Source organism: Pseudomonas sp. JBR1 (assembly GCF_028198185.1).
GTDB classification, from domain to species: Bacteria; Pseudomonadota; Gammaproteobacteria; order Pseudomonadales; family Pseudomonadaceae; genus Chryseomonas; species Chryseomonas oryzihabitans_E.
Map to the genome: position 1 here is coordinate 3,755,681 of NZ_CP116340.1, position 19,537 is coordinate 3,775,217.

The 19,537-nt window shown below is 65.6% G+C and carries 17 protein-coding genes and 1 pseudogene; 8 read left to right on the top strand and 10 right to left on the bottom strand.

Going from position 1 to position 19,537, the window contains the following annotated elements; all coding sequences use genetic code 11:
• Nucleotides 1–17: 17 nt before the first annotated feature.
• Both PJ259_RS17395 and PJ259_RS17400 read right to left on the bottom strand, forming a co-directional pair.
• Nucleotides 18–827 carry a class I SAM-dependent methyltransferase gene (locus tag PJ259_RS17395; protein ID WP_271653639.1) on the bottom strand — a complete coding sequence of 270 codons (810 nt, stop codon included), beginning with the start codon at nucleotides 825–827 and terminating at the stop codon, nucleotides 18–20.
• Nucleotides 828–899: 72 nt separating this feature from the next.
• Nucleotides 900–1,388 (bottom strand): Lrp/AsnC ligand binding domain-containing protein, encoded by a 489-nt coding sequence (locus tag PJ259_RS17400; RefSeq protein ID WP_007159864.1) that lies wholly within the window; start codon nucleotides 1,386–1,388, stop codon nucleotides 900–902.
• Nucleotides 1,389–1,544: 156 nt separating this feature from the next.
• Between PJ259_RS17400 and dadA the strand changes: the two genes are divergently transcribed.
• The 4 genes from dadA to PJ259_RS17420 all read left to right on the top strand — a co-directional run bounded on the left by dadA (nucleotide 1,545) and on the right by PJ259_RS17420 (nucleotide 5,073).
• Nucleotides 1,545–2,843: a D-amino acid dehydrogenase gene (gene dadA, locus PJ259_RS17405; protein WP_271653640.1), complete on the top strand. Its 1,299-nt coding sequence runs from the start codon at nucleotides 1,545–1,547 to the stop codon at nucleotides 2,841–2,843.
• Nucleotides 2,818–3,174 (top strand): RidA family protein, encoded by a 357-nt coding sequence (locus PJ259_RS17410; protein ID WP_059313211.1) that lies wholly within the window; start codon nucleotides 2,818–2,820, stop codon nucleotides 3,172–3,174. Before dadA ends, PJ259_RS17410 begins: the two co-directional genes overlap by 26 nt.
• Nucleotides 3,175–3,268: 94 nt before the next feature.
• Nucleotides 3,269–4,339, top strand: coding sequence for an alanine racemase (alr, locus tag PJ259_RS17415; protein ID WP_271653641.1), 1,071 nt, complete (start codon nucleotides 3,269–3,271; stop codon nucleotides 4,337–4,339).
• Between the two features lie 179 nt (nucleotides 4,340–4,518).
• On the top strand, nucleotides 4,519–5,073 hold the full coding sequence (locus tag PJ259_RS17420; protein ID WP_271653642.1) for a cupin domain-containing protein: 555 nt from the start codon (nucleotides 4,519–4,521) through the stop codon (nucleotides 5,071–5,073).
• A 253-nt stretch (nucleotides 5,074–5,326) separates the two neighbouring features.
• Here PJ259_RS17420 and PJ259_RS17425 read toward each other — a convergent pair whose 3' ends face one another.
• Complete coding sequence (locus tag PJ259_RS17425; protein ID WP_271653643.1) at nucleotides 5,327–5,878, bottom strand: DinB family protein; 552 nt, start codon at nucleotides 5,876–5,878, stop codon at nucleotides 5,327–5,329.
• 145 nt (nucleotides 5,879–6,023) lie between these two features.
• Here PJ259_RS17425 and PJ259_RS17430 point away from each other — a divergent pair, with 145 nt between their 5' ends.
• The 3 genes from PJ259_RS17430 (at nucleotide 6,024) to kdgT (ending at nucleotide 11,897) form a co-directional block, all read left to right on the top strand.
• Nucleotides 6,024–7,010, top strand: a complete 987-nt coding sequence (locus PJ259_RS17430) for a glycosyl hydrolase 53 family protein (RefSeq protein ID WP_271653644.1) — start codon at nucleotides 6,024–6,026, stop codon at nucleotides 7,008–7,010.
• 282 nt (nucleotides 7,011–7,292) lie between these two features.
• A complete protein-coding gene (locus PJ259_RS17435; RefSeq protein ID WP_271653645.1) occupies nucleotides 7,293–9,908 on the top strand; it encodes a cellulase family glycosylhydrolase in 2,616 nt (871 codons plus the stop codon).
• Nucleotides 9,909–10,898: 990 nt separating this feature from the next.
• A complete protein-coding gene (kdgT, locus tag PJ259_RS17440) occupies nucleotides 10,899–11,897 on the top strand; it encodes a 2-keto-3-deoxygluconate transporter (protein WP_059313216.1) in 999 nt (332 codons plus the stop codon).
• 232 nt (nucleotides 11,898–12,129) lie between these two features.
• Here kdgT and rep read toward each other — a convergent pair whose 3' ends face one another.
• Both rep and PJ259_RS17450 read right to left on the bottom strand, forming a co-directional pair.
• Nucleotides 12,130–14,142, bottom strand: a complete 2,013-nt coding sequence (rep, locus tag PJ259_RS17445) for a DNA helicase Rep (protein WP_271653646.1) — start codon at nucleotides 14,140–14,142, stop codon at nucleotides 12,130–12,132.
• 59 nt (nucleotides 14,143–14,201) lie between these two features.
• Nucleotides 14,202–14,894 (bottom strand): hypothetical protein, encoded by a 693-nt coding sequence (locus PJ259_RS17450; RefSeq protein ID WP_271653647.1) that lies wholly within the window; start codon nucleotides 14,892–14,894, stop codon nucleotides 14,202–14,204.
• A 175-nt stretch (nucleotides 14,895–15,069) separates the two neighbouring features.
• Between PJ259_RS17450 and PJ259_RS17455 the strand changes: the two genes are divergently transcribed.
• On the top strand, nucleotides 15,070–15,654 hold the full coding sequence (locus PJ259_RS17455) for a flavin reductase family protein (RefSeq protein ID WP_271653648.1): 585 nt from the start codon (nucleotides 15,070–15,072) through the stop codon (nucleotides 15,652–15,654).
• Between the two features lie 39 nt (nucleotides 15,655–15,693).
• On the opposite strand, the gene PJ259_RS23015 is transcribed toward PJ259_RS17455, so the two are convergent.
• The 5 genes and pseudogenes from PJ259_RS23015 to PJ259_RS17475 all read right to left on the bottom strand — a co-directional run bounded on the left by PJ259_RS23015 (nucleotide 15,694) and on the right by PJ259_RS17475 (nucleotide 19,528).
• On the bottom strand, nucleotides 15,694–16,239 hold the full coding sequence (locus tag PJ259_RS23015) for a methyl-accepting chemotaxis protein (protein WP_420480532.1): 546 nt from the start codon (nucleotides 16,237–16,239) through the stop codon (nucleotides 15,694–15,696).
• Nucleotides 16,240–16,392: 153 nt separating this feature from the next.
• Nucleotides 16,393–17,655 (bottom strand): annotated as a pseudogene (locus PJ259_RS23020) (HAMP domain-containing methyl-accepting chemotaxis protein); the annotation flags it as partial.
• 98 nt (nucleotides 17,656–17,753) lie between these two features.
• Entirely contained in the window at nucleotides 17,754–18,083 is a 330-nt protein-coding gene (locus tag PJ259_RS17465; RefSeq protein WP_059313221.1) for an Arc family DNA-binding protein, read from the bottom strand.
• A 31-nt stretch (nucleotides 18,084–18,114) separates the two neighbouring features.
• A complete protein-coding gene (locus PJ259_RS17470; RefSeq protein ID WP_059313222.1) occupies nucleotides 18,115–18,756 on the bottom strand; it encodes a LysE family translocator in 642 nt (213 codons plus the stop codon).
• Nucleotide 18,757: 1 nt separating this feature from the next.
• On the bottom strand, nucleotides 18,758–19,528 hold the full coding sequence (locus tag PJ259_RS17475; RefSeq protein ID WP_271653649.1) for a 2OG-Fe(II) oxygenase family protein: 771 nt from the start codon (nucleotides 19,526–19,528) through the stop codon (nucleotides 18,758–18,760).
• Between the last annotated feature and the right edge of the window lie 9 nt (nucleotides 19,529–19,537).

Genomic DNA, 19,537 nt, shown 5'->3' on the forward strand with positions numbered 1-19,537 from the left:
CTGACTTTGAATAGGTTCTAAGCCGTCGGCCGTTGTGCCACCAGGGTAAAGCTCATCGGCAACTGGGCGACCTGGCCCTGATAGCGGTCGTAGTCGACCTCGCGATTGGAGTGCGGATGCTCCTCCAGCCGTTGCAGGATCAGGCCTGCGTCCAGGCAGGCGGTCACGATGGCGCCCAGGGTGTGGATATGCCAGTAACTCGCTGCGCCCTGCCCATGGGATTCGCCGTCATAGGCGATGAGCGCCTCGCTGACCAGGGGCTCATGGCGGAAGTAGCTGTAGTGGGGCAGCAGCGGCTGGTCCGCGTGGGGCTCGAACATCTCCAGGAACGGATGGGTCTCGTAGATCACCAGGCGCCCACCCGGAGCCAGCAGACCGGTCACGGCGGCGAAGAAGGCGGGCAGGTCCGGCATCCAGTTCAGCACGCCGATGGTGATCAGCACCAGGTCATGCTGGCCGAGATCCTCGGGCAGCGCATAGATGTCGGCTGCTACCAATCGGGGCGCCAGGCCTGCCGCCGCGGCCAGTTGCTCGCCTTGGGCGAGGAAGGCAGGTGCCTGGTCGATGCCCAGCGCGGGCCGCGCGCCGAAGGCGGCCAGGGAGAGCAGTTCGCGGGCATTGTTGCAGCCGACCTGGGCGCAGCTCAGGCCACGGATGTCCAGGTCGCCGAGGGTGGCGGTCAGGCAGGCATCGAGGACCGAGAAACCGGGTTGCCGGGCCTGTTCCAGCAGGCGCTGCCAGTCCTCACCCTGGGCGTGGAGCGGGGCCGACACCTCCCAGGCCTGGCGATTGGCGGCGGTGATGAGCTGACGCTGACGTGGATCCATGGGCAGGCCTCCTTGGCCATCCTGCGAAAGACCGCAGCCTAGACGCCCAGCGCCGGGATCGCCAGGCGAGCGCTAGTCCGGCACCGGCAGGCTCAGGGTCTCCTTGATCTCTTCCATCACGATGTAGCTCTTGGATTCGCGCACATGGGGCAGCTTGAGCAGGATGTCACCCAGCAGCTTGCGATAGGAGGCCATCTCCGAGATGCGCGCCTTGACCAGGTAGTCGAATTCGCCGGAGACCAGGTGGCATTCCAGCACCTGGGGCAGCTTGAGCACGGCGCGGCGGAATTCCTCGAAGGTGTCACCGGACTTGTAGTCCAGGCTCAGTTCGACGAACACCAGCAGGCCGGCCTTGAGATGCTGCGGATTCAGGCGGGCGTTGTAGCCCTGGATGATGCCTTCGCGCTCCAGGCGGCGGACGCGTTCGGTGCAGGGCGTGGTGGACAGCCCCACGCGCTCGCCCAGCTCGGTGAAGGAGATGCGGCCATCGTCCTGGAGGATGCGCAGGATGTTGCGGTCGATCTTGTCCAGCTCGCGTCTGGCCTGGTGATGAGTACGCATCGCGGGGTCTCTGCCAAAGGGGGCTTTACCGGAAAATTACTCCGAATATAGGCAATTCTTCAGTGATTAGCACTGCAAGCGCCTTTCTATACTTGCCGTATCTGCCTTCATTCCGACGAAAGCCGGCGAAATCCTCTCACCGGCCAGGAGCTAGCGATGCGTGTACTGGTTTTGGGTAGCGGCGTCATCGGTACGACCAGCGCCTACTATCTGGCCCGCCAGGGTTTCGAGGTGGTCGTGGTCGATCGCCAGGCCGGTCCCGCCCTGGAGACCAGCCATGCCAATGCCGGTCAGGTGTCCCCTGGCTATGCCTCGCCCTGGGCCGCGCCCGGCGTGCCGCTCAAGGCGTTGAAGTGGCTGTTCCAGAAGCATGCGCCCCTGGCCATCCGCCTGACCGGTGACAGCAACCAATACCTGTGGATGGCGCAGATGCTGCGCAACTGTACGGCTGCGCGCTATGCGGTGAACAAGGAGCGCATGGTGCGGCTGTCCGAATACAGCCGCGACTGCCTCGACGAGTTGCGTGAGGACACTGGTATCGCCTACGAAGGCCGCCAGCTGGGCACCACCCAGATCTTCCGCACCCAGCAGCAGGTGGATGCCGCGGCCAAGGACATCGCCGTGCTGGAGCGCTCCGGTGTGCCCTTCGAGCTGCTCGACCGTGATGGCGTGGCGCGGGTCGAACCGGCGCTGGCGGCGGTCAAGCACAAGCTGGCCGGCGGTCTGCGCCTGCCCAACGACCAGACCGGCGACTGCTTCCTGTTCACCAATCGCCTGGCCGAGGAGGCCCGCCGCCTGGGTGTGGAATTTCGCTTCGGCGCGGAGATCCAGCAGCTCAGCGCCAACGGCGATCACCTCGACGGCGTCCGCGTCGACGGCGAACTGCTCACCGCCGATTACTACGTCCTGGCCCTGGGCAGCTATTCGCCGCAACTGCTGGCGCCCCTGGGGATTCGCGCCCCGGTCTATCCGCTCAAGGGCTATTCGCTGACGGTGCCCATCGTCGATGCCAGCATGGCGCCGACCTCGACCATCCTCGACGAAACCTACAAGGTCGCCATCACCCGCTTCGACGACCGTATCCGTGTCGGTGGCATGGCCGAGATCTGCGGCTTCGACCTGAGCCTGGACCCGCGTCGCCGCGCGACCCTGGAAATGATCACCGGGGACCTCTATCCTCGCGGCGGCGACCTCGCCCAGGCCAGTTTCTGGACCGGCCTGCGACCCGCCACCCCGGACGGGACCCCCATCGTCGGCGCCACCCGCTATCGCAACCTGTTCCTCAACACCGGACACGGGACACTGGGCTGGACCATGGCTTGTGGTTCCGGCCGTCTGCTGGCCGATCTGATCGCCCGCAAGCAGCCACAGATCAGTGCCGAGGGTCTCGACATCTCCCGCTATTCCGCCACCCAGGAGTCCCCGCGCAATGCCCGTACAGCGTCTGCACACTGATCGCCGCCTGAGCGAAATCAACATCCATAACGGCACCGTCTACCTGGCCGGCCAGCTGGCCGACGATTTTTCTGGCGATATCTACCAGCAGACCCGCGAAACCCTGGCCAACGTCGACAAGTTTCTCGCCGAGGCCGGCAGCGACAAGGAACACATCCTGGTGGTGACCATCTTCCTGCGCGACATCGCCCTGCACTTCGAGGGCATGAACCGCGCCTGGGACGAATGGGCCGCCCAGGGCGCCACTCCAGGTCGCACCACCGTCGAAGCCAAGCTGGCCAAGCCGGACATCCTGGTGGAGATGAACGTCATCGCCGCCGTCAAGGCGTAAGACCGCTATTCCCCCTCTCCCTCTGGGAGAGGGCCGGGGTGAGGGTGTTTCACGCCCCCCAAACTTTCCCTCTCTCTCCCTGCCGAGACCTCCCATGCGTCCCGCTCGCGCCGTCATCGACCTCGCCGCCCTGCGCCAGAACTACCGTCTGGCGCGTGAACTCTCCGATGCCCGCGCCCTGGCGGTGATCAAGGCCGATGCCTATGGGCACGGCGCGGTGGCAGTGGCCAAGACCCTGGCCAGCGAGGCCGATGGTTTTGCCGTGGCTTGCATCGAGGAGGCACTTGAGCTGCGCGCCGCGGGGATCCGCGCGCCCATCCTGCTGCTGGAAGGCTTCTTCGGGGTCGACGAATTGCCGCTGATCGTCGAGCACGATCTCTGGACGGTGATTCATGCCGACTGGCAACTGGAGGCTCTGGAGCGGGCCACCCTGGCGCGTCCGGTGCAGGTCTGGCTGAAGCTGGATTCGGGCATGCACCGGGTCGGCTTCTTCCCTGAGGATTACGCTGCCGCGTATCACCGGCTGCTGGCCAGCGGCAAGGTCAGCGGCATCGTCAAGCTCACCCACTTCGCCCGCGCCGACGAACCCGACAGCCCTGCCACCACGGCACAGATCGCCACCTTCCGCGCCGCCACCGCGGGGCTGCCCGGCCCCACCAGCCTGCGCAATTCCCCGGCGACCCTGGGTTGGCCCCAGGCGGCCGGCGACTGGGTGCGCCCGGGGCTGATGCTCTATGGCATCTCACCCTTCGCTGCGTCCCAGGCCGCCGCCGAGCGGCTGCAACCGGTGATGACCCTGACCTCCCGGGTGATCGCCGTGCGCGAACTGCCGGCCGGCGAGCCGGTGGGTTATGGCGCGCGCTTCGTCACCTCCGGGCCGACCCGGGTCGGCGTGGTCGCCCTGGGCTATGCCGACGGCTATCCGCGCCATGCGCCCAATGGCACCCCGGTGGCGATCGAAGGCCGTCCCGGGCAACTGATCGGCCGCGTCTCCATGGACATGCTCACCGTCGACCTGACCGACCACCCCCAGGCAGGCGTGGGCAGCGAGGTGGAATTCTGGGGCCGGCAGGTATCGGTGGCTGACCTGGCCACCCGCTGCGACACCATCCCCTACCAGTTGCTGTGCAACCTCAAGCGGGTGCCGCGCAGCTATCGCGACTGAGTCCAGGCGGATCGCCTGCCCGTTGGCGAACATGGGTGAGCGCAGCCAGGCCCGCACGTCCGCCCTGGTGTTGTAAATCTCGAACAGCGTTGCCATGATGCCGAACACCGTGCCGTGGCACGCCTTCAGCGCGTGGCCTGGCCACGTCTCCCCCGCCTGCTCGAGGAGTCTTTCCCACCTTGGACGTCGGTGCCCGCCTGCAAACCATCCGTACCCTCAAGGGCCTGTCCCAGCGCGAGCTCGCCAAGCGTGCCGGGGTGACCAACAGCACCATCTCGATGATCGAGAAGAACAGTGTCAGTCCCTCCATCAGCTCGCTGAAAAAGGTGCTGGCTGGCATTCCCATGTCCCTGGTGGAGTTCTTTTCCCTGGACCTGGAACAGGACGCGCCGACCCAGGTGGTCTATCGTGCGGGCGAACTCATCGATATCTCCAGTGGCGCCCAGACCGTGCGCATGCGCCTGGTCGGCCGTGCCCATCCCAGCCGGGCCCTGGCCTTTCTCGACGAGACCTATCCGCCGGGCGCCGACACCGGCGAAGAGATGTACGCCCATGAGGGCGAGGAGGCCGGCCTGGTGGTGGAAGGCCGGCTGGAGCTGACCGTGGGCGGCGAGGTGCACGTACTCGAACCGGGCGACAGCTACTATTTCGAAAGCAGCCGACCGCACCGCTTCCGCAATCCCTTCGAGACCCCCGCCCGACTGATCAGCGCGACCACGCCAGCGAATTTCTGAGCACCCGCAGCACGGCGGTTGCAGGATGGAAAACGGCGCAGCCCTTTCCCTCTGGAAGCCTGTGCCGGCGGCGCCTTCACCCCAAGCCTCTCCCGGAAGGAGAGGGGTCTGTCCGAGTGGACGCTCGAGTTCCTCGGTACGGGTAGATTCGTGAGCAGACCGTAGGTTGGGCTGAGACAGCTCCATCGTCGAAGCCCAACATCGCCGCCACGCTGAGGCAAGGCCCGCTGGGCTTCGCTGCGCTCAACCCTACCTACGGGGCGATTCCCCACAACTCCTCTTCGTCGATCCCCAGCAAAGCCAGCTCCGCCCGGCGTAGCGGTTCGTCCTGGGCGAGAAAGAATTCGTCCAGTTGCGGGGGCGCCACGCCGCTTGCCAGGAGCAGGGCATGGGCCTGACCGCGATGATGCAGCTGGTGTACGAAGAGATGCTGCAGGACCCGCCCGGCCTGTTCGCGAACAGGACCGCTGGCGCGGGGCAGGGTAAGGGTCTGCGCCAGGCGCGCCGGATCGAGATCGCGGCACAGGGTCATCAGGCGCAGGTCGCTGGCGGCCTGGGCTTCGCTCAGCGTCGCCAGGTCCGGCCAGGCGTGGTCACGATAGGGGCGCGGCTGATGATGCAGGGCGTCCAGGTAGAAAAGATCCACGTCCAGTAGATGGCCGAGCAGGGCCCAGAGCGAGCCGAAAAAGGCCGCGGGCTGGGGCGCGCGCAAGGCAGCGGCGGACAAGCTGGCACAGGCCGTGAGCAGTCGGTGATTGGACCAGCGATTGTTGCAGGCCTGGGCCAGCAGCAGGGGAGCAGTCATGGGCAGATCCTTGGCGGGACGCGCGGACACTCACTGTAACCTGTGCAGATGTGCGGGGCGTCGCAGGCTGGCCAGCCTTGGCGTTGAGGCCGTGGCGGCGCTTTGCCATGCTCGCGCGCTGGAACTCCTCTTTGCAAGGATGCGCATGATGCCTAGCGTTTCGCCCTGGTACGGCCTTGGTCTGGTCGCGGCCCTGTTGTGGGGGGGCACGGTGCAGGCCAACGATCCCGTGGCCCTGCCCGAATTGCCCTTCATTCCCCTGGGTGTGGTCGGGCACGACAACAATGCCGCCTATCCCGAGGCGCAGATGGAACAGCGGCTGCAGCTACTCGACCGCTACAACCTGCGCAGCTATCGCTCCGGCGAATTTCTGCTGCTGGATCCGCCGCGGATGGATCGCCTGGTTGCCCTGGCCCGTCAGTACAACATCACCCTGCGTCCGGTGATCACCCGGCAGCTGACCCAGGCCCAGGCCTATGCCCTGGCCAAGCGCTATGCCAACGACATCAAGATCTGGGAGATCGGCAACGAGCAGGACTATTCGCGGGTAGGCGCCAGTATTCGCATCAGTCGGCTGGTGGACATTTACCGCGGCATCCGCCGGGCTTCAGACGAACTGAACGCAGGCCTCGAGACCACCATCAACGTGATGTCCTGCAATCCTGGCGAGAAGGGTCCCAAGGCACGCTGCCCCGGGGATCGGCTGGGCTCCATGTGGTTTCTCGACCAGGCCAAGGCGGCCGGCTTCGATTTCGACTACATCAGCTTCCACTACTACCCGCACTACCACGATCGTGGCCACTGGATGGATCTCTACCTGGGCCAGATGCGCGCCATGGCGGAAAAGTACCGCACGCGGATCTTCTTCAATGAGGTCAACTGCGGCGAGATCTACAAGGGCACCACCGATGGGGGGCGGCCAGGTGATCGCAGCTGCCATGACAGCCTCGAGGCCATCCTGTCCGAACTCAATGGGCGCTATCGCGACATCGTGCGCGAGATCAACGTCTACGAACTGCTCGATGAGCCGACCCACTCGATTCCCCACGAGCGGCACTTTGGGCTCATGTATGACCTGGACCGCCCTAAACCGGTCATGGAACTCATCCGTCGCTATGCCGGGGCGCCCTAGGGCGTCAGAAAGCGGACAAGTCTGACTTCAAGCAAGGATAGCCTCATCGCGTGACCGGGTAGTCACGGGAAAGTGGTAGGGAAAGTGCCATCATCGGCACCGTACATCTGGCAAAACACCGCGTTCACCCCCGCCTGATGATGGCACGGGTTCTTATTGGTCTAGCGCTTGCACTAGGCTTTGCGGGTGCCGGGTAAACGATCTTCCCTGGCAGTTTTCCTGCTGTACCGAGGTGGGATGCACGGATCGAATCGCGCACCTCGGCCTATCTGGTTCCACTGCATGACTATCCTGAGCTCTATCTCCCGCCGCCTGCCGCGTCAGGCGCTGCTGTTGCCTGCCCTGTTCGCCACCGCTTCGCTTGCCACCTCCGCCCAGGCCGTTGACCTGGTCGGTCTCAACTTCTCCGGCGCCACCTTCGCGGCCCAAGTACTGCCCGGTGTCAACGACCGCAACTTCATCTTCCCGGCCGAGAGCCATTTCCAGCAGTGGAGCGCCAAGGGCGTGAAGCTGGTGCGCTTCCCCATTCTCTGGGAGCGCCTGCAACCGTCCATGGGGGCCAATCTCGACCCGGCCTATGCGGCACTGGTCGATCGCACCCTGGGCTATGCCCAGAAGTACGGGGTCAAGGTCATCCTCGATCTGCACAACTACGCCCGCTACCAGGGCAAGGTCATCGGCGCGGGCGAAGTGCCCTACGAGGCCTTCCAGAACCTGATGACCCGCATCGCGCAGCGCTGGGGCACTCATCAGGCGCTCTATGGCTACGACATCATGAACGAGCCCCATGACGCCGTGAGCAACTGGCCGATCGCCGCCCAGTACGGCATCAACGGTGTCCGTGCGGTCGATTCGACCCATCCCATCTTCATCGAGGGCAATGGCTGGGCCGATACCACCCGCTGGCCGCAGTGGAACGACGCCCTGCTCAAGCTGAACGATCCGGCCAACAACCTGATCTTCATGGCCCAGGCCTTCTTCGATACCAACCTAAACGTGGCCAGCCTGGCGCCCAACTATGGCGTCGAGCGCCTCAAGCCTTTCGTCACCTGGCTCAAGGCCAACAACAAGCGTGGTTTCATCGGTGGCTTCGGCGTACCTGACACAGATGCGCGCTGGTTGCCCATTCTCGACAGCATGCTCGCCTATCTGAAGCAGAACTGCATTCCGGCCACCTACTGGGCTGCCGGTCCCGGCTGGGGCACCTACAACCAGGCGGTCGAACCCATCAATGGCAAGGAGCGGCCCCAGTGGGCGGTGCTGGCCAAGTACCTCGACAAGGACAGCTGCGCGGGCATCGGCCCCCAGGTAACGCCGACCGCCGCTACCCCGGCCAAGCCCCAGGCTGCGACCGGCGGGGCAACCGCCGGCAACACCGGTGGTACCGGTGCTACCGGCACCGCCGGGGCGACCACCGGCACGACCGCCGGCACCCTCACGGGCGCCGCCCCGGCCGCGGGCACCACCACCACTCCCGCAGGTAGCACGGCCACTACCGGGGCGACCACCGGAGCAGCCACTGGCACCGCGGGCAATGCCGCCAATGCCTCCAAGCTGACCACCGTCGAGCAGCTCTACCTGGCCTACTACGGCCGGGCGGCCGATGCCGGCGGGCTGAACTACTGGGCCTCGCGCCTGGCCGGCGATATGAGCGTCGAACAGCTGGCAGCCACCTTCGCCGGCAATGGCGAAGCCACTACCCTCTATGGCTCGCTGAGTGGCGCCGCTCTGGTCAACAAGGTCTATCAGAACCTCTATGGCCGCAGCGCCGACAGCAGTGGCAGCGCCTACTGGAGCAGCCGCCTGGCCAATGGCGTGACCTCGCGTGCCAACCTGCCGCTGGAAGTCCTGCGCGCTGCCGCTGGTGACGACAAGGCCATCTTCGACAAGAAGGTGAGCACGGCGCTGGCCCAGGGCACCACCACCACGCCGGCCCCCGCGGCCAGCGTGCAACCGGTGCAGAACGTGGTCCTGCCGGTCGCCAGCGGTCTGGTCGCCTCAACGCCGTTGACCGGCTACAAGAACATCCCCCTGGGGGTGGTCGGCCACGACAACAGCGCAGCCTATCCGCCTGCCGAGATGGAGGCCCGCCTGCAGCTACTGGCGGCGCGCAATCTGCGCACCTATCGCTCCGGCGAGTATCTGGTGACCAACCTGCCCGAGCTGGATCGGCTGGTGTCCCTGGCCCGCAAGTACAACATCACCCTGCGGCCGGTGATCACCCACAAGCTGACCCAGGCGCAGGCCTATACCCTGGCCAAGCGCTACGCCAACGACATCAAGATCTGGGAGATCGGCAACGAGCAGGACTACGCCAAGGCCGGTGCGCAGGATCGCATCAACACCCTGGTCGGGATCTATCGCGGCATCAAGCAGGCCTCGGACGAGCTGGGCGCCAACCTCAAGACCACCATCAACGTGATGGCGTGCAACTCGGATGATCGCACCACCACCTCGCGTTGCCCGGGTGATCGCAATGGGGCCATGTGGTTCCTCGACCAGGCCAAGGCGTCGGGCTTCAACTTCGACTACATCAGCTTCCACTACTACCCCTATGTCGACGACAAGGGCTACTGGATGGACATGTACCTGGGCCAGATACGCGCCATGGCCAACAAGTACAAGACCAAGGTGTTCTTCAACGAGATGAACTGCGGCAACGTCTACCAGGGCAACACCGATGGCGGCCGTGACGGCGATCGGGCCTGCTACGACAGCGTCAAGCAGATGCTCACGGTGCTCAACACCAGCTACCGGGATGTGGTGGCCGAGATCAACGTCTACGAACTGCTCGACGAGCCGAGCCTCTCGGTGGTCCACGAGCGGCACTTCGGGATGATGTATGACCTCAAGCGTCCCAAGCCGATCTTCGACATGGTGACCAGCTTCGCCAAGTAAGACCTGAACACGGCAATCGCCCCGCCCTCACGGCCTGTATGGCGTGGGGGCGGTGTCGTTTGGAGGTAGTCTGGAAGCGGGGTGGGCCCTCACCCTAACCCTCTCCCAGGGGGAGAGGGGATCGATTGGCGCAGAGTGAAGCTTGGGTGTATCGCCCGAGCCTGGGATGGCTTGCCCAAGCCCGAGGCTGTCCTTACTAGCCCTCACCAAGTAAGACCTGAACACGGCGATCGCCCCGCCCCCACGGCCTGTATGGCGTGGGGGCGGTGTCGTTTGGGGCGTGTCAGTCTGGAGCGGGGTGGGCCCTCACCCTAACCCTCTCCCAGAGGGAGAGGGGATCGATTGGCGCAGAGTGAAGCTTGGGTGTATCGCCCGAGCCTGGGATGGCTTGCCCAAGCCTGTCCTTACTAGCCCTCACCAAGTAGGACCTGAGCACGGCAATCGCTCCGCCCCCATGGCCTGTATGGCGTGGGGGCGGTGTCGTTTGGGGGTAGTCTGGAAGCGGGGTGGGCCCTCACCCTAACCCTCTCCCAGGGGGAGAGGGGATCAGTTGGTGCAGGGTGGATGGTTGTATCGTCAAAGCCAGGGAGGGCGTGCCCAAGCCCGAGGCTGCACCTGCTAGCCCCCTCTCCCTCCGGGAGAGGGCTGGGGTGAGGGCGATCCCGCCAAGGACCCCGCTTGAGCATCGCCCGTATCGCAGCCAGGGCATCGCTGCCGCGGGTGGTCTTCTGTTCCTGAGGCCTCTTCCAGACCAATAACCTGGGCCAGGCGCGGCAAATGGCCGGCACAGGGCGCCGAGCAGCCGGTGATTGCGGCAGGCCTGGTGAGGAAAGGGCAGCGGTGAGCGCTTCATTGTCAGCCCTGGCTGCCGCTTGCGCCTGCCTCTCTCTTGATCTTGGACTTTTGGAAAAGTAGCTTCCTAGAGCCTTTTCTCGTGGTCGGGAGCGGGTCCGCCCGCTCTCCAGGATGAATGTCCACTTCGGTGACGCCATGAAAATCAAAGCGACGATCGAGCGTATCCCGGGCGGCCTGATGCTGGTGCCGCTCTTGCTGGGGGCGGTGCTGCATACCAGTTGGCCAGGAGTCGGTCCTTACTTCGGCTCCTTCACCCAGGGTCTCATCACCGGCATCGTGCCCATCCTGGCGGTCTGGCTGTTCTGCCTGGGCGCCGCCATTCCCTCGCGGGCGACCGGTACCCTGCTGCGCAAATCGGGCACCCTGATCCTGACCAAGATCGGTACCGCCTGGCTGGTAGCCGTGCTGCTCGTGCAGCTGTTGCCCAGCGGTGGCGTGACGTCCGGATTCTTCGTTGGCCTGTCGGTACTCGCCGTCGTGGCGGCCTTGGACATGACCAATGCCGGACTCTATGCCTCGCTCATGGAGGAATACGGCACCCGCGAGGAAGCCGGCGCCACGGTCTTGATGGGCCTGGAGTCCGGGCCCCTGGTGACCATGCTGATCCTCGGCTCGACCGGGCTGGCGAGCTTCGAGCCGCGCCTGCTGATCGGCGTCGTCATGCCATTCCTGGCAGGCTTCGCGCTCGGCAATCTCGATCCGGAGCTGCGTGATTTCCTGTCGCGGGCGCCACGTATCCTGGTGCCCTTCTTCGCCTTCGCCCTGGGCAACACCATCGACCTGCGGGTGCTCATGACCACGGGGCTGCTCGGGGTGCTGCTGGCCCTGGCGGTGGTGCTGGTGTCGGGCAGCGCCCTGGTGGCGGCGGACATCCTGATAGGAGGCGGGCGCGGCACGGCCGGTATCGCGGCCTCCAGTACCGCCGGTGCGGCGGTCGCCACGCCGCACCTGGTAGCCCAGGCGGCACCGACCTTCGCCGCCGAAGCCCCGGCCGCCACGGCGCTAGTGGCCGTCTGCGTGGTGCTCACGGCGGTCCTGACCCCCATCGCCACCAGCCTCTGGGCTACCCATGTGGCGCCCAAGATACGCCCGGCTCAGGCGCGTCCGGCAGGGGACGGCCAGGGGGTGGGATGATGGCTCGTCGTTGCCAATAGCCTAGGCGCTGTCGGAAAGGTACCCAGGCTTGACCAGGCGGTGTGGAACGCATGCCCTATCCGCTTCCTCACCGATTCCGCCTTGCCTGGCCTGCGCTCGACGACTTTTCGTACCAAACCTGGGAAACCACCAGGCGCCGCCACCGGCAGCGATAGCCAGGGTCAGCGGCGCCAGTAGCCAGGGCGCGACGGCCCGGTTCCTGCGCCCTACGCTAGCCCTTCTTCAGCATCGCCCGCATCGCCGCCAGGGCGTCGTTGCCGCGGGCGGCCTTCTGTTCCTGGGGGGCCTCTTCCAGCCCTTCCCATTGCAGGTCCTCGGGAGGCAATTCGTCGAGGAAGCGGCTGGGGGTGCAGTCGATCAGCTCGCCGTACTGCTTGCGCCGGGTGGCGTAGGTAAAGGCCAGGGTCTGGCGCGCGCGGGTAATGCCCACGTAGGCCAGGCGGCGCTCCTCCTCGATGGTGTCGGCCTCGATGCTGGAGCGGTGCGGGAGGATCTCTTCCTCCATGCCCATGATGAACACATAGGGAAATTCCAGGCCCTTGGAAGCGTGCAGGGTCATCATCTGCACGCCGTCGGCGCCTTCCTCTTCCTCCTGCTGGCGTTCGAGCATGTCGCGCAGGACCAGCTTGGCGATGGCATCCTCGATGGTCATCTGGCCTTCCTCGTCCTTTTCCAGGATGTTCTTCAGCGCATCCATGAGGAACCAGACGTTGCCCATGCGGAAGTCGGCGACCTTGTCGGAGCTGGCGTTCTGCCGAATCCAGTTCTCGTAGTCGATGTCCATCACCATGCTGCGCAGGGCGCCGATGGGATCTTCGCCGGCGCAGTTCTTGCGCACGCCATCCATCCAGCGCTTGAAGCGCCCCAGGCGCTCGGTGAAGCGGGCATCCAGGTGCTCGCCCAGACCGATCTCGTCGGCCGCGGCATACATCGACAGGTCGCGGCTGCCGGCATAGTTGCCGAGCTTTTCCAGGGTGGTGGAGCCGATCTCCCGGCGCGGCACGTTGATCACCCGCAGGAAGGCGTTGTCGTCGTCCGGATTCACCAGCAGGCGCAGGTAGGACATCACGTCCTTGACCTCCTGGCGGGCAAAGAAGCTGGTACCGCCGGAGAGCCGGTAGGGGATCTGATGGTGCTGCAGCTTGAGCTCCATCAGCTTGGCCTGGTGGTTGCCGCGATAGAGGATGGCGAAGTCCGCGTAGGGTCGCTGGGTCTTGAGGTGCAAGGTGAGGATTTCCAGGGCGATGCGCTCGGCCTCGCCGTCCTCGTTCTTGCAGCGCAGCACCCGGATCGGGTCGCCATGCCCCATCTCGCTCCACAGCTGCTTCTCGAACACGTGGGGGTTGTTGGCGATGAGCACGTTGGCGCACTTGAGGATGCGGCTGGTGGAGCGATAATTCTGCTCCAGCATCACCACCTTGAGCGAAGGGAAGTCGTCCTTGAGCTGCATCAGGTTTTCCGGCCGCGCCCCGCGCCAGGCGTAGATCGACTGGTCGTCGTCGCCCACCACGGTGAACTGGGCGCGCTCCTGCACCAGCATCTTCACCAGCAGGTACTGACTGGTGTTGGTGTCCTGGTATTCGTCCACCAGCATGTAGCGGATGCGATTGCGCCAGCGCTCCAGCACCTCGGGGTGCTCCTGGAACAGCTTCACCGGCATCAGGATGAGGTCGTCGAAATCGACCGCGTTATAGGCCTTGAGGGTGCGCTGGTAGTGCAGGTAGACCACCGCGGCGGTCTGCTCCTTGGGCGTGCGCGCCTTTTCCAGGGCCTCTTCCGGCAGGATGAGGTCGTTCTTCCAGTTGCCGATGTAGTTCTTGATCTCGTCCAGGCCGTCGTCGCCCTGGTATTCCTTCTGCATGATGTCGGTGAGCAGCGCCTTGATGTCGCCCTCGTCGAAGATCGAGAAGCCCGGCTTGTAGCCCAGGTGCACGTACTCGCGGCGGATGATGTTCAGCCCGAGGTTGTGGAAGGTGGAGACGGTCAGGCCGCGGCCTTCGCCGGCCTTGAGCAGGCTGGCCACCCGCGCCTTCATCTCCCGCGCCGCCTTGTTGGTGAAGGTCACGGCGCAGATGTACTGGGCGCGGATACCGCACTGCTGTACGAGGTAGGCGATCTTGCGGGTGATGACGCTGGTCTTGCCGGAGCCGGCACCGGCCAGCACCAGCAGGGGACCGCTGATGTAGGCCACGGCTTCGGCCTGGCGGGGATTGAGCTTGGACATGGCGGACCGGGGGGACGACGCTGGGCGGGGGATTCTACCAGCGCCGGTCCGCCCCGGTCTCAGGGCTTGGGCGGTGGCGCGACGAAGGTCAGCTGGCGCGGATAACCGTACTTCTCTCCGGGCAGCGCCGGGCTGTCGAGAAACACCGCCATGCTGCGGCCGAATTCGTTGACGTAGGTGACGGCATAGTCCTGGCCGTCAGCCAGGCGGACGATGGCGCCGGTCTTGAATTCTTCGCGATTGCGCTCGGTGACCGGAATGGAGATGCCGGCGGCCTTGCGGTAGACGCCCTTTAGCCAATCCTGGTTGGTGAAGTCATTGATCGGGGTGCTGAAGCGCCCCGGCAGGCGCTGCAGATGACGACCGGTACCGGGGGCGTCATCCACCGCCAGGCGCCGGGGATAGCCTACGGCCTCGGCGTCCAGCGGGGTGCCGTCGAGGAACACCGCCAGGTTGTCGCCGACGCGCTGCACCTCGGTGATGGCACGCCATTCACCATCGCCCAGCTGGACCTGACGCCCACTGATGAAGCCCTCGACGTTGGCTGGCGTGGCCGGAATGGTCAGCCCCGCGACCCGTCGCAGCACGCCCCGATCCCAGTCTTCGTTGCTGAAGTCGTTGATGGAGCTGGAGAGGAGTGGCTGGGTAGCGGAAGTCTCGTGCGATGGGCTGGTGGTCTGGGCATGGGCCAGCGGCAAACCGAGATAACAGGCGCAGAACAGCAGGGCGGAGAGAGCCAGGCGAGTGGGCATAGAGGTCATCCTTAACGCAGGTTTCTTGTCGGTCCCATACCGGGAGTGGGCGATAGACCCTGGATGTCTCCCGGCGTTTAGGCCATGGCGGCGCAAAGCGGCATTTTTTTACCCGTGCGGCGCCGAATGGCAACCGCTGCGTTACCCTGAGGGCTTTTCCCGCTGGAGTGCGTCCATGAATTCGACCCTCGCCGCCGTCCCCCTGGCCAAGGCCTATCGCCTGCTCAACCACGGACCCACGGTACTGGTCAGCGCCGCCCACGACGGCCGGCGTAACGTCATGGCCGCGGCCTGGGCCATGGCGGTGGATTTCGAGCCGTGCAAGGTGGCGGTGGTGCTGGACAAGCAGACCTGGACCCGTGAGCTCTTGGAAGCCGAGGGCAGCTTCGTGCTCAACGTGCCTTGCGTGGCCCAGGTGGATCTGGTGCAGACGGTCGGCAATACCACCGGGCGCGAGCTCGACAAGTTCGCCGCCTATGGTATCGAGACCCTGGCGGGTGAACGGGTCGCGGCGCCGCGGATCGCCGGGTGCGTGGCCTGGCTGGAATGCCGGCTGCTGCCCGAGCCGCACAACCAGCAGGGTTACGACCTGTTCCTCGGCGAGGTGGTCGCTGCCCAGGCCGATACCCGTGTGTTTCGTGATGGCCGCTGGGACTTCAGCGGCCAGGATCCCTTGCGCACCTTGCACCACGTCGCCGGTGGCCACTTCCTGGTGATCGGCGACGGCATTCAGGGGCAGTTGCTGACGCCCCAGGGGTAGGACGGACGACGCCAGCGCCTGGCGTCGTCCGGGCAGTGGTCAGACGCGGAAGCGCGCCACCATCTGCTGGAGGTCGCCGCCCAGCCGCGCCAGTTCGCTGACCGACGCCGCGGCATGGGCATTGGCGTTGGCGGATTCCTCGGCCAGGCCGCTGACCTTGACCACGTTGCCGTTGATCTCCTCGGCCACCAGGCTCTGCTCTTCCACGGCGGTGGCGATCTGCTGGTTGAGGCTCTGGATTTCCGCCACCGTCTGGTAGATGACGTCCAGGGCGCGTTCGGCGTCCTGGGCCAGGGTCACGGTGCCCAGGGTGCGGTCACGGCTGGCCTGCATCCGCGTGCTGGCTTCGGTGGTGCCCTGTTGCAAGGTGGCGATGAGTTCGCCGATTTCCTGCGTGGACTCCTGGGTCCGCTGCGCCAGGGACCGGACCTCGTCGGCCACCACGGCGAAGCCACGACCCTGCTCGCCCGCGCGGGCGGCTTCGATGGCGGCGTTGAGCGCCAGCAAGTTGGTCTGCTCGGCGATCGCCTTGATCACGTCGATGACGCTGCCGATGCGACCGCTGGCGGCATCCAGGCGCTCCATGGCGGCGCCCAGGCCCTGAACCTCTTCGGCCGCCAGGGTGATTTCCTGGGCTGCGCGCTTGACCGTGCGGCTGCCCTCACGGGCCATGCTATCGGCGTTCTGCGCGGCGATGGAGGCGTTGGCGGTATTTTGCGCCACGTTGTGCACCGTGGCCGCCATCTCGTTCATGGCGGTGGCCACCTGGTGCATCTCGTCGCGTTGCTGGGTGGCGCCGCGGCTGGTCTGGACGCCAAAGGCCGAGAGTTCGTCGGCCGCGCTGCTGAGCTGCCCCACGCCATTGGCGATGCCACCGACCAGCTGGCGCAGATCGGCGGCCATGGCCTGGGTGGTGCGCTGCAGTTCGCCGAGTTCGTCACGGCGGGTCACCGCATCGCTCGGGGTCAGGTCGCCGGCGGCGACGCGCTTGAGCATGGCCATGGCGGTCGCCAGCGGCTGGGTGATCTGGCGGGCGATCAGCCAGGCGGCGGCGATGCCGATGAGCAGGGCGACCAGGCTGGTCAGCAGCAGCTTGAGCAGGGCGGCCTGACGTTCGGCGGCAGCGGACTTGAGCTGACCCTCGCCCAGCTGATCCAGCAACTGCACCAGCTTGTTGCCCTGGTCCTGCAGGCTGGCGACCGCGGCTTGGGCCTGGCGATTCTGGGCGACGATGGACTCGAAGAAGGCGCGGTAGCGGGTCACGTCCTGGGTGGCGCTGTAGAGGCGCGCGGCGGTGTCGCCATCGATCTGCTTCTGGGCGGTCGCCAGGGTCTTGAGCAGGTCGTCGATGACCTTCAGGGTCGCCTGGGACTTGCTGTCATCGGGAGTCCCGAGGAAGCGGCGGATGGCCAGGCGCACGCCGACCATCTGCGCCTTCATCTCGGCCACTGCCTTGAGGTCGGCGGTGCTGTAGCTGCCACCCGGAGCAAAGACCCGCTCGAACAGCTGATCGAAGGTCTCGGTGACGGTATCGGAGACCTTGGTCAGCTCCTTCTGCGCCTCGGCGCTGGTCTGGCTGGACTGCTGCAGGGCAGCGAAGCGTTCCTGGTAGGTCTTCATCTCCTGCTGGATGTTGTGCAGGATGGCGACGTTGGCCGGGTTGCTCAGCAGAATCAGGCCCTTGGCGACATCTTCCGCGACCACGGCCAGATCGGCCTGTTGCTTGGTGACGCTGGCGGCACTGGGATCGAGTAGGTAGTTCTTCTCGTCGATCCTGACGTTGAGGATATGGGCCTTGAGCTCCCCGCTGTAGCGCGTCTTGGTGATGCGGTCGAGCAGGGTGTTGGCGGTGAGATAGCCGAACAGGGCCACCACCGTCACCATGACCAGCAGGGCACCAAAGCCCAGGGCCAGCTTCTTGGAAATGCCGAGATTGCTCAGCCAGGAGGCTTTGGAAGCAGACATGGGAATACCGAGAGAGAGTTCGAAGACTCCCTTCATCGGCCATCCCCGTCGATACTTGAAAGCCGACTGTCAGCGCCCTCAAGACAGCCTGGCGACGCTGACGGCTGGCTCCTGGGCAGGCGCGGTCGATCTGCTCAGGCGGTTTCCCGGCTGGCCATGGGCACCGGCAACTCCAGCTCCAGCACGGAGATCAGCGCCCTCTGCTGGCGCTCGTTGAGTTGGCGAAAGCGTTGCAGCAACAGCTGTTCATTGCCATTGAGCAGATCGTCGTCCTCGTCGATCTGCTGCTGCTCCAGCACCCCGTCCTGCACCAGGCTGCGCTCCAGCCAGGCGACGATCTCGGTATTCATGCTATGGCGATGGGAGCGCGCCACGGCGGCGATGCGCTCACGCATGCCATCGGGTAGGCGGACGACAAACTTTTCCGTGGGAATTCCAGCGGGAGCGCGGTGAACGTAAGGCATGGCGAACCTCCAAAGAACGGGGTGGCTGACGTCAAAGCGCCGACAACAGCAGTCGACCGGCGAAGAAGACCAAGACCAGGCCCATGGTTCTTTCGAACCAGTGGCCCAGGCGGAGAAAGGTCCGGCGAACGCGCGGACTGGAAAACAACAGGCTGACCAGGGCGAACCAGGCGGCATTGACCGCGCACATCCACAATCCATAGAGACCCTGTACGGTCAGCGGCGTGCTGGCGCTGACCACGGTGGTGAAGATGGCCAGGAAGAACAGCGTGGCCTTGGGGTTGGTGGCGTTGGTCAAAAAGCCGGTCAGGAAGGCCTTGCCGGGCGACTGGCGCTCCAGGTCGGCGGCCTGCCACTGGCTGTCGTCCAGCGGCGCGGCGGTAGGCTTGCTGCGGATGAGGTTGAAGCCCAGCCAGAGGATGTAGGCGCCGCCGACGATCTTGGCGACCCCCAGCAGCCAGGGCGTGGCGTGCATCAGGGCGCCGATGCCCAGCAAGGTATAGAGCACGTGCACCGAGATGCCGGCGCCGATGCCCAGGGCGGTGCACAGACCGATCAGGCGGCCGAATCTCACGCTCTGACGTACGGTCACGGCGAAATCCGGGCCGGGTGCCAGTACCGCGAGAAAGTGGATGGTCGCCAGGGCGAGGAATTCGCTCAGGTAGGGGGACATGTCAGCTCCAGTACGTCAGGGGTTCGGCAGCCCCGCGATAACCGACGAAGCACGACAGCGACAGGCGCGGCTGATCGTTGCCGGGGGTCACGGCGTGCATGCGGCGGGAATTGAAAAGGATCAGGTCGCCCGGGTCGGGGCGGATGGTCAGGCAGGGCGGGCCAAGGCGATCGGGTTCGATGCCGTAGCTGTCGCCGCGCATGGCGTCGAAGGCCTCCGGGGACAGTTCCCGCGACCAGAGCTGCAGTTCGCCGCCGCTGCTGGGCATGGTCAGGTAGACGTTGCAGGCCAGCTGGGTCACCAGGCTTTCGGCCTCTTCGCTGCCCGGGGCGTCCTTGGCGAAGATGTCGTGGTGGGCGAGAAAGCGTACCCCCGGCTTCACCACCCGCGACAGACCGACGTACATCTTGCGGCCCCAGAGGGTCTGCAGCTGGGCCCCCGCGGGCCAGACCTCATCGAGGGTGCAGCGCACCAGATCGATGGGGTTGAGATAGGGGCGACAGCGTCGACGCAATTCTTCCAGGTTGCTGGTGACGCTGGCGAAGTAGTCGTCCATCTGCGCACGCTGGTGCTCCGCTTCGTAGAAGGCCATGCCGATGCGGCCAATGCTGGGCGCGTTGATGTAGGTGGCAAAGCCGTTGCCGAGGATCTGCTGACCCAGGTCATTGGCCAAGGAACGTGGCACGAACTGGCGAATGCGCACGGCCAGCAGGTCTTCAGCGGTGAGGCGGAGCAGGCTCTCGGTGTCGAGAGCGTCGAGTTCGAGCAGCATGGCGCTTCC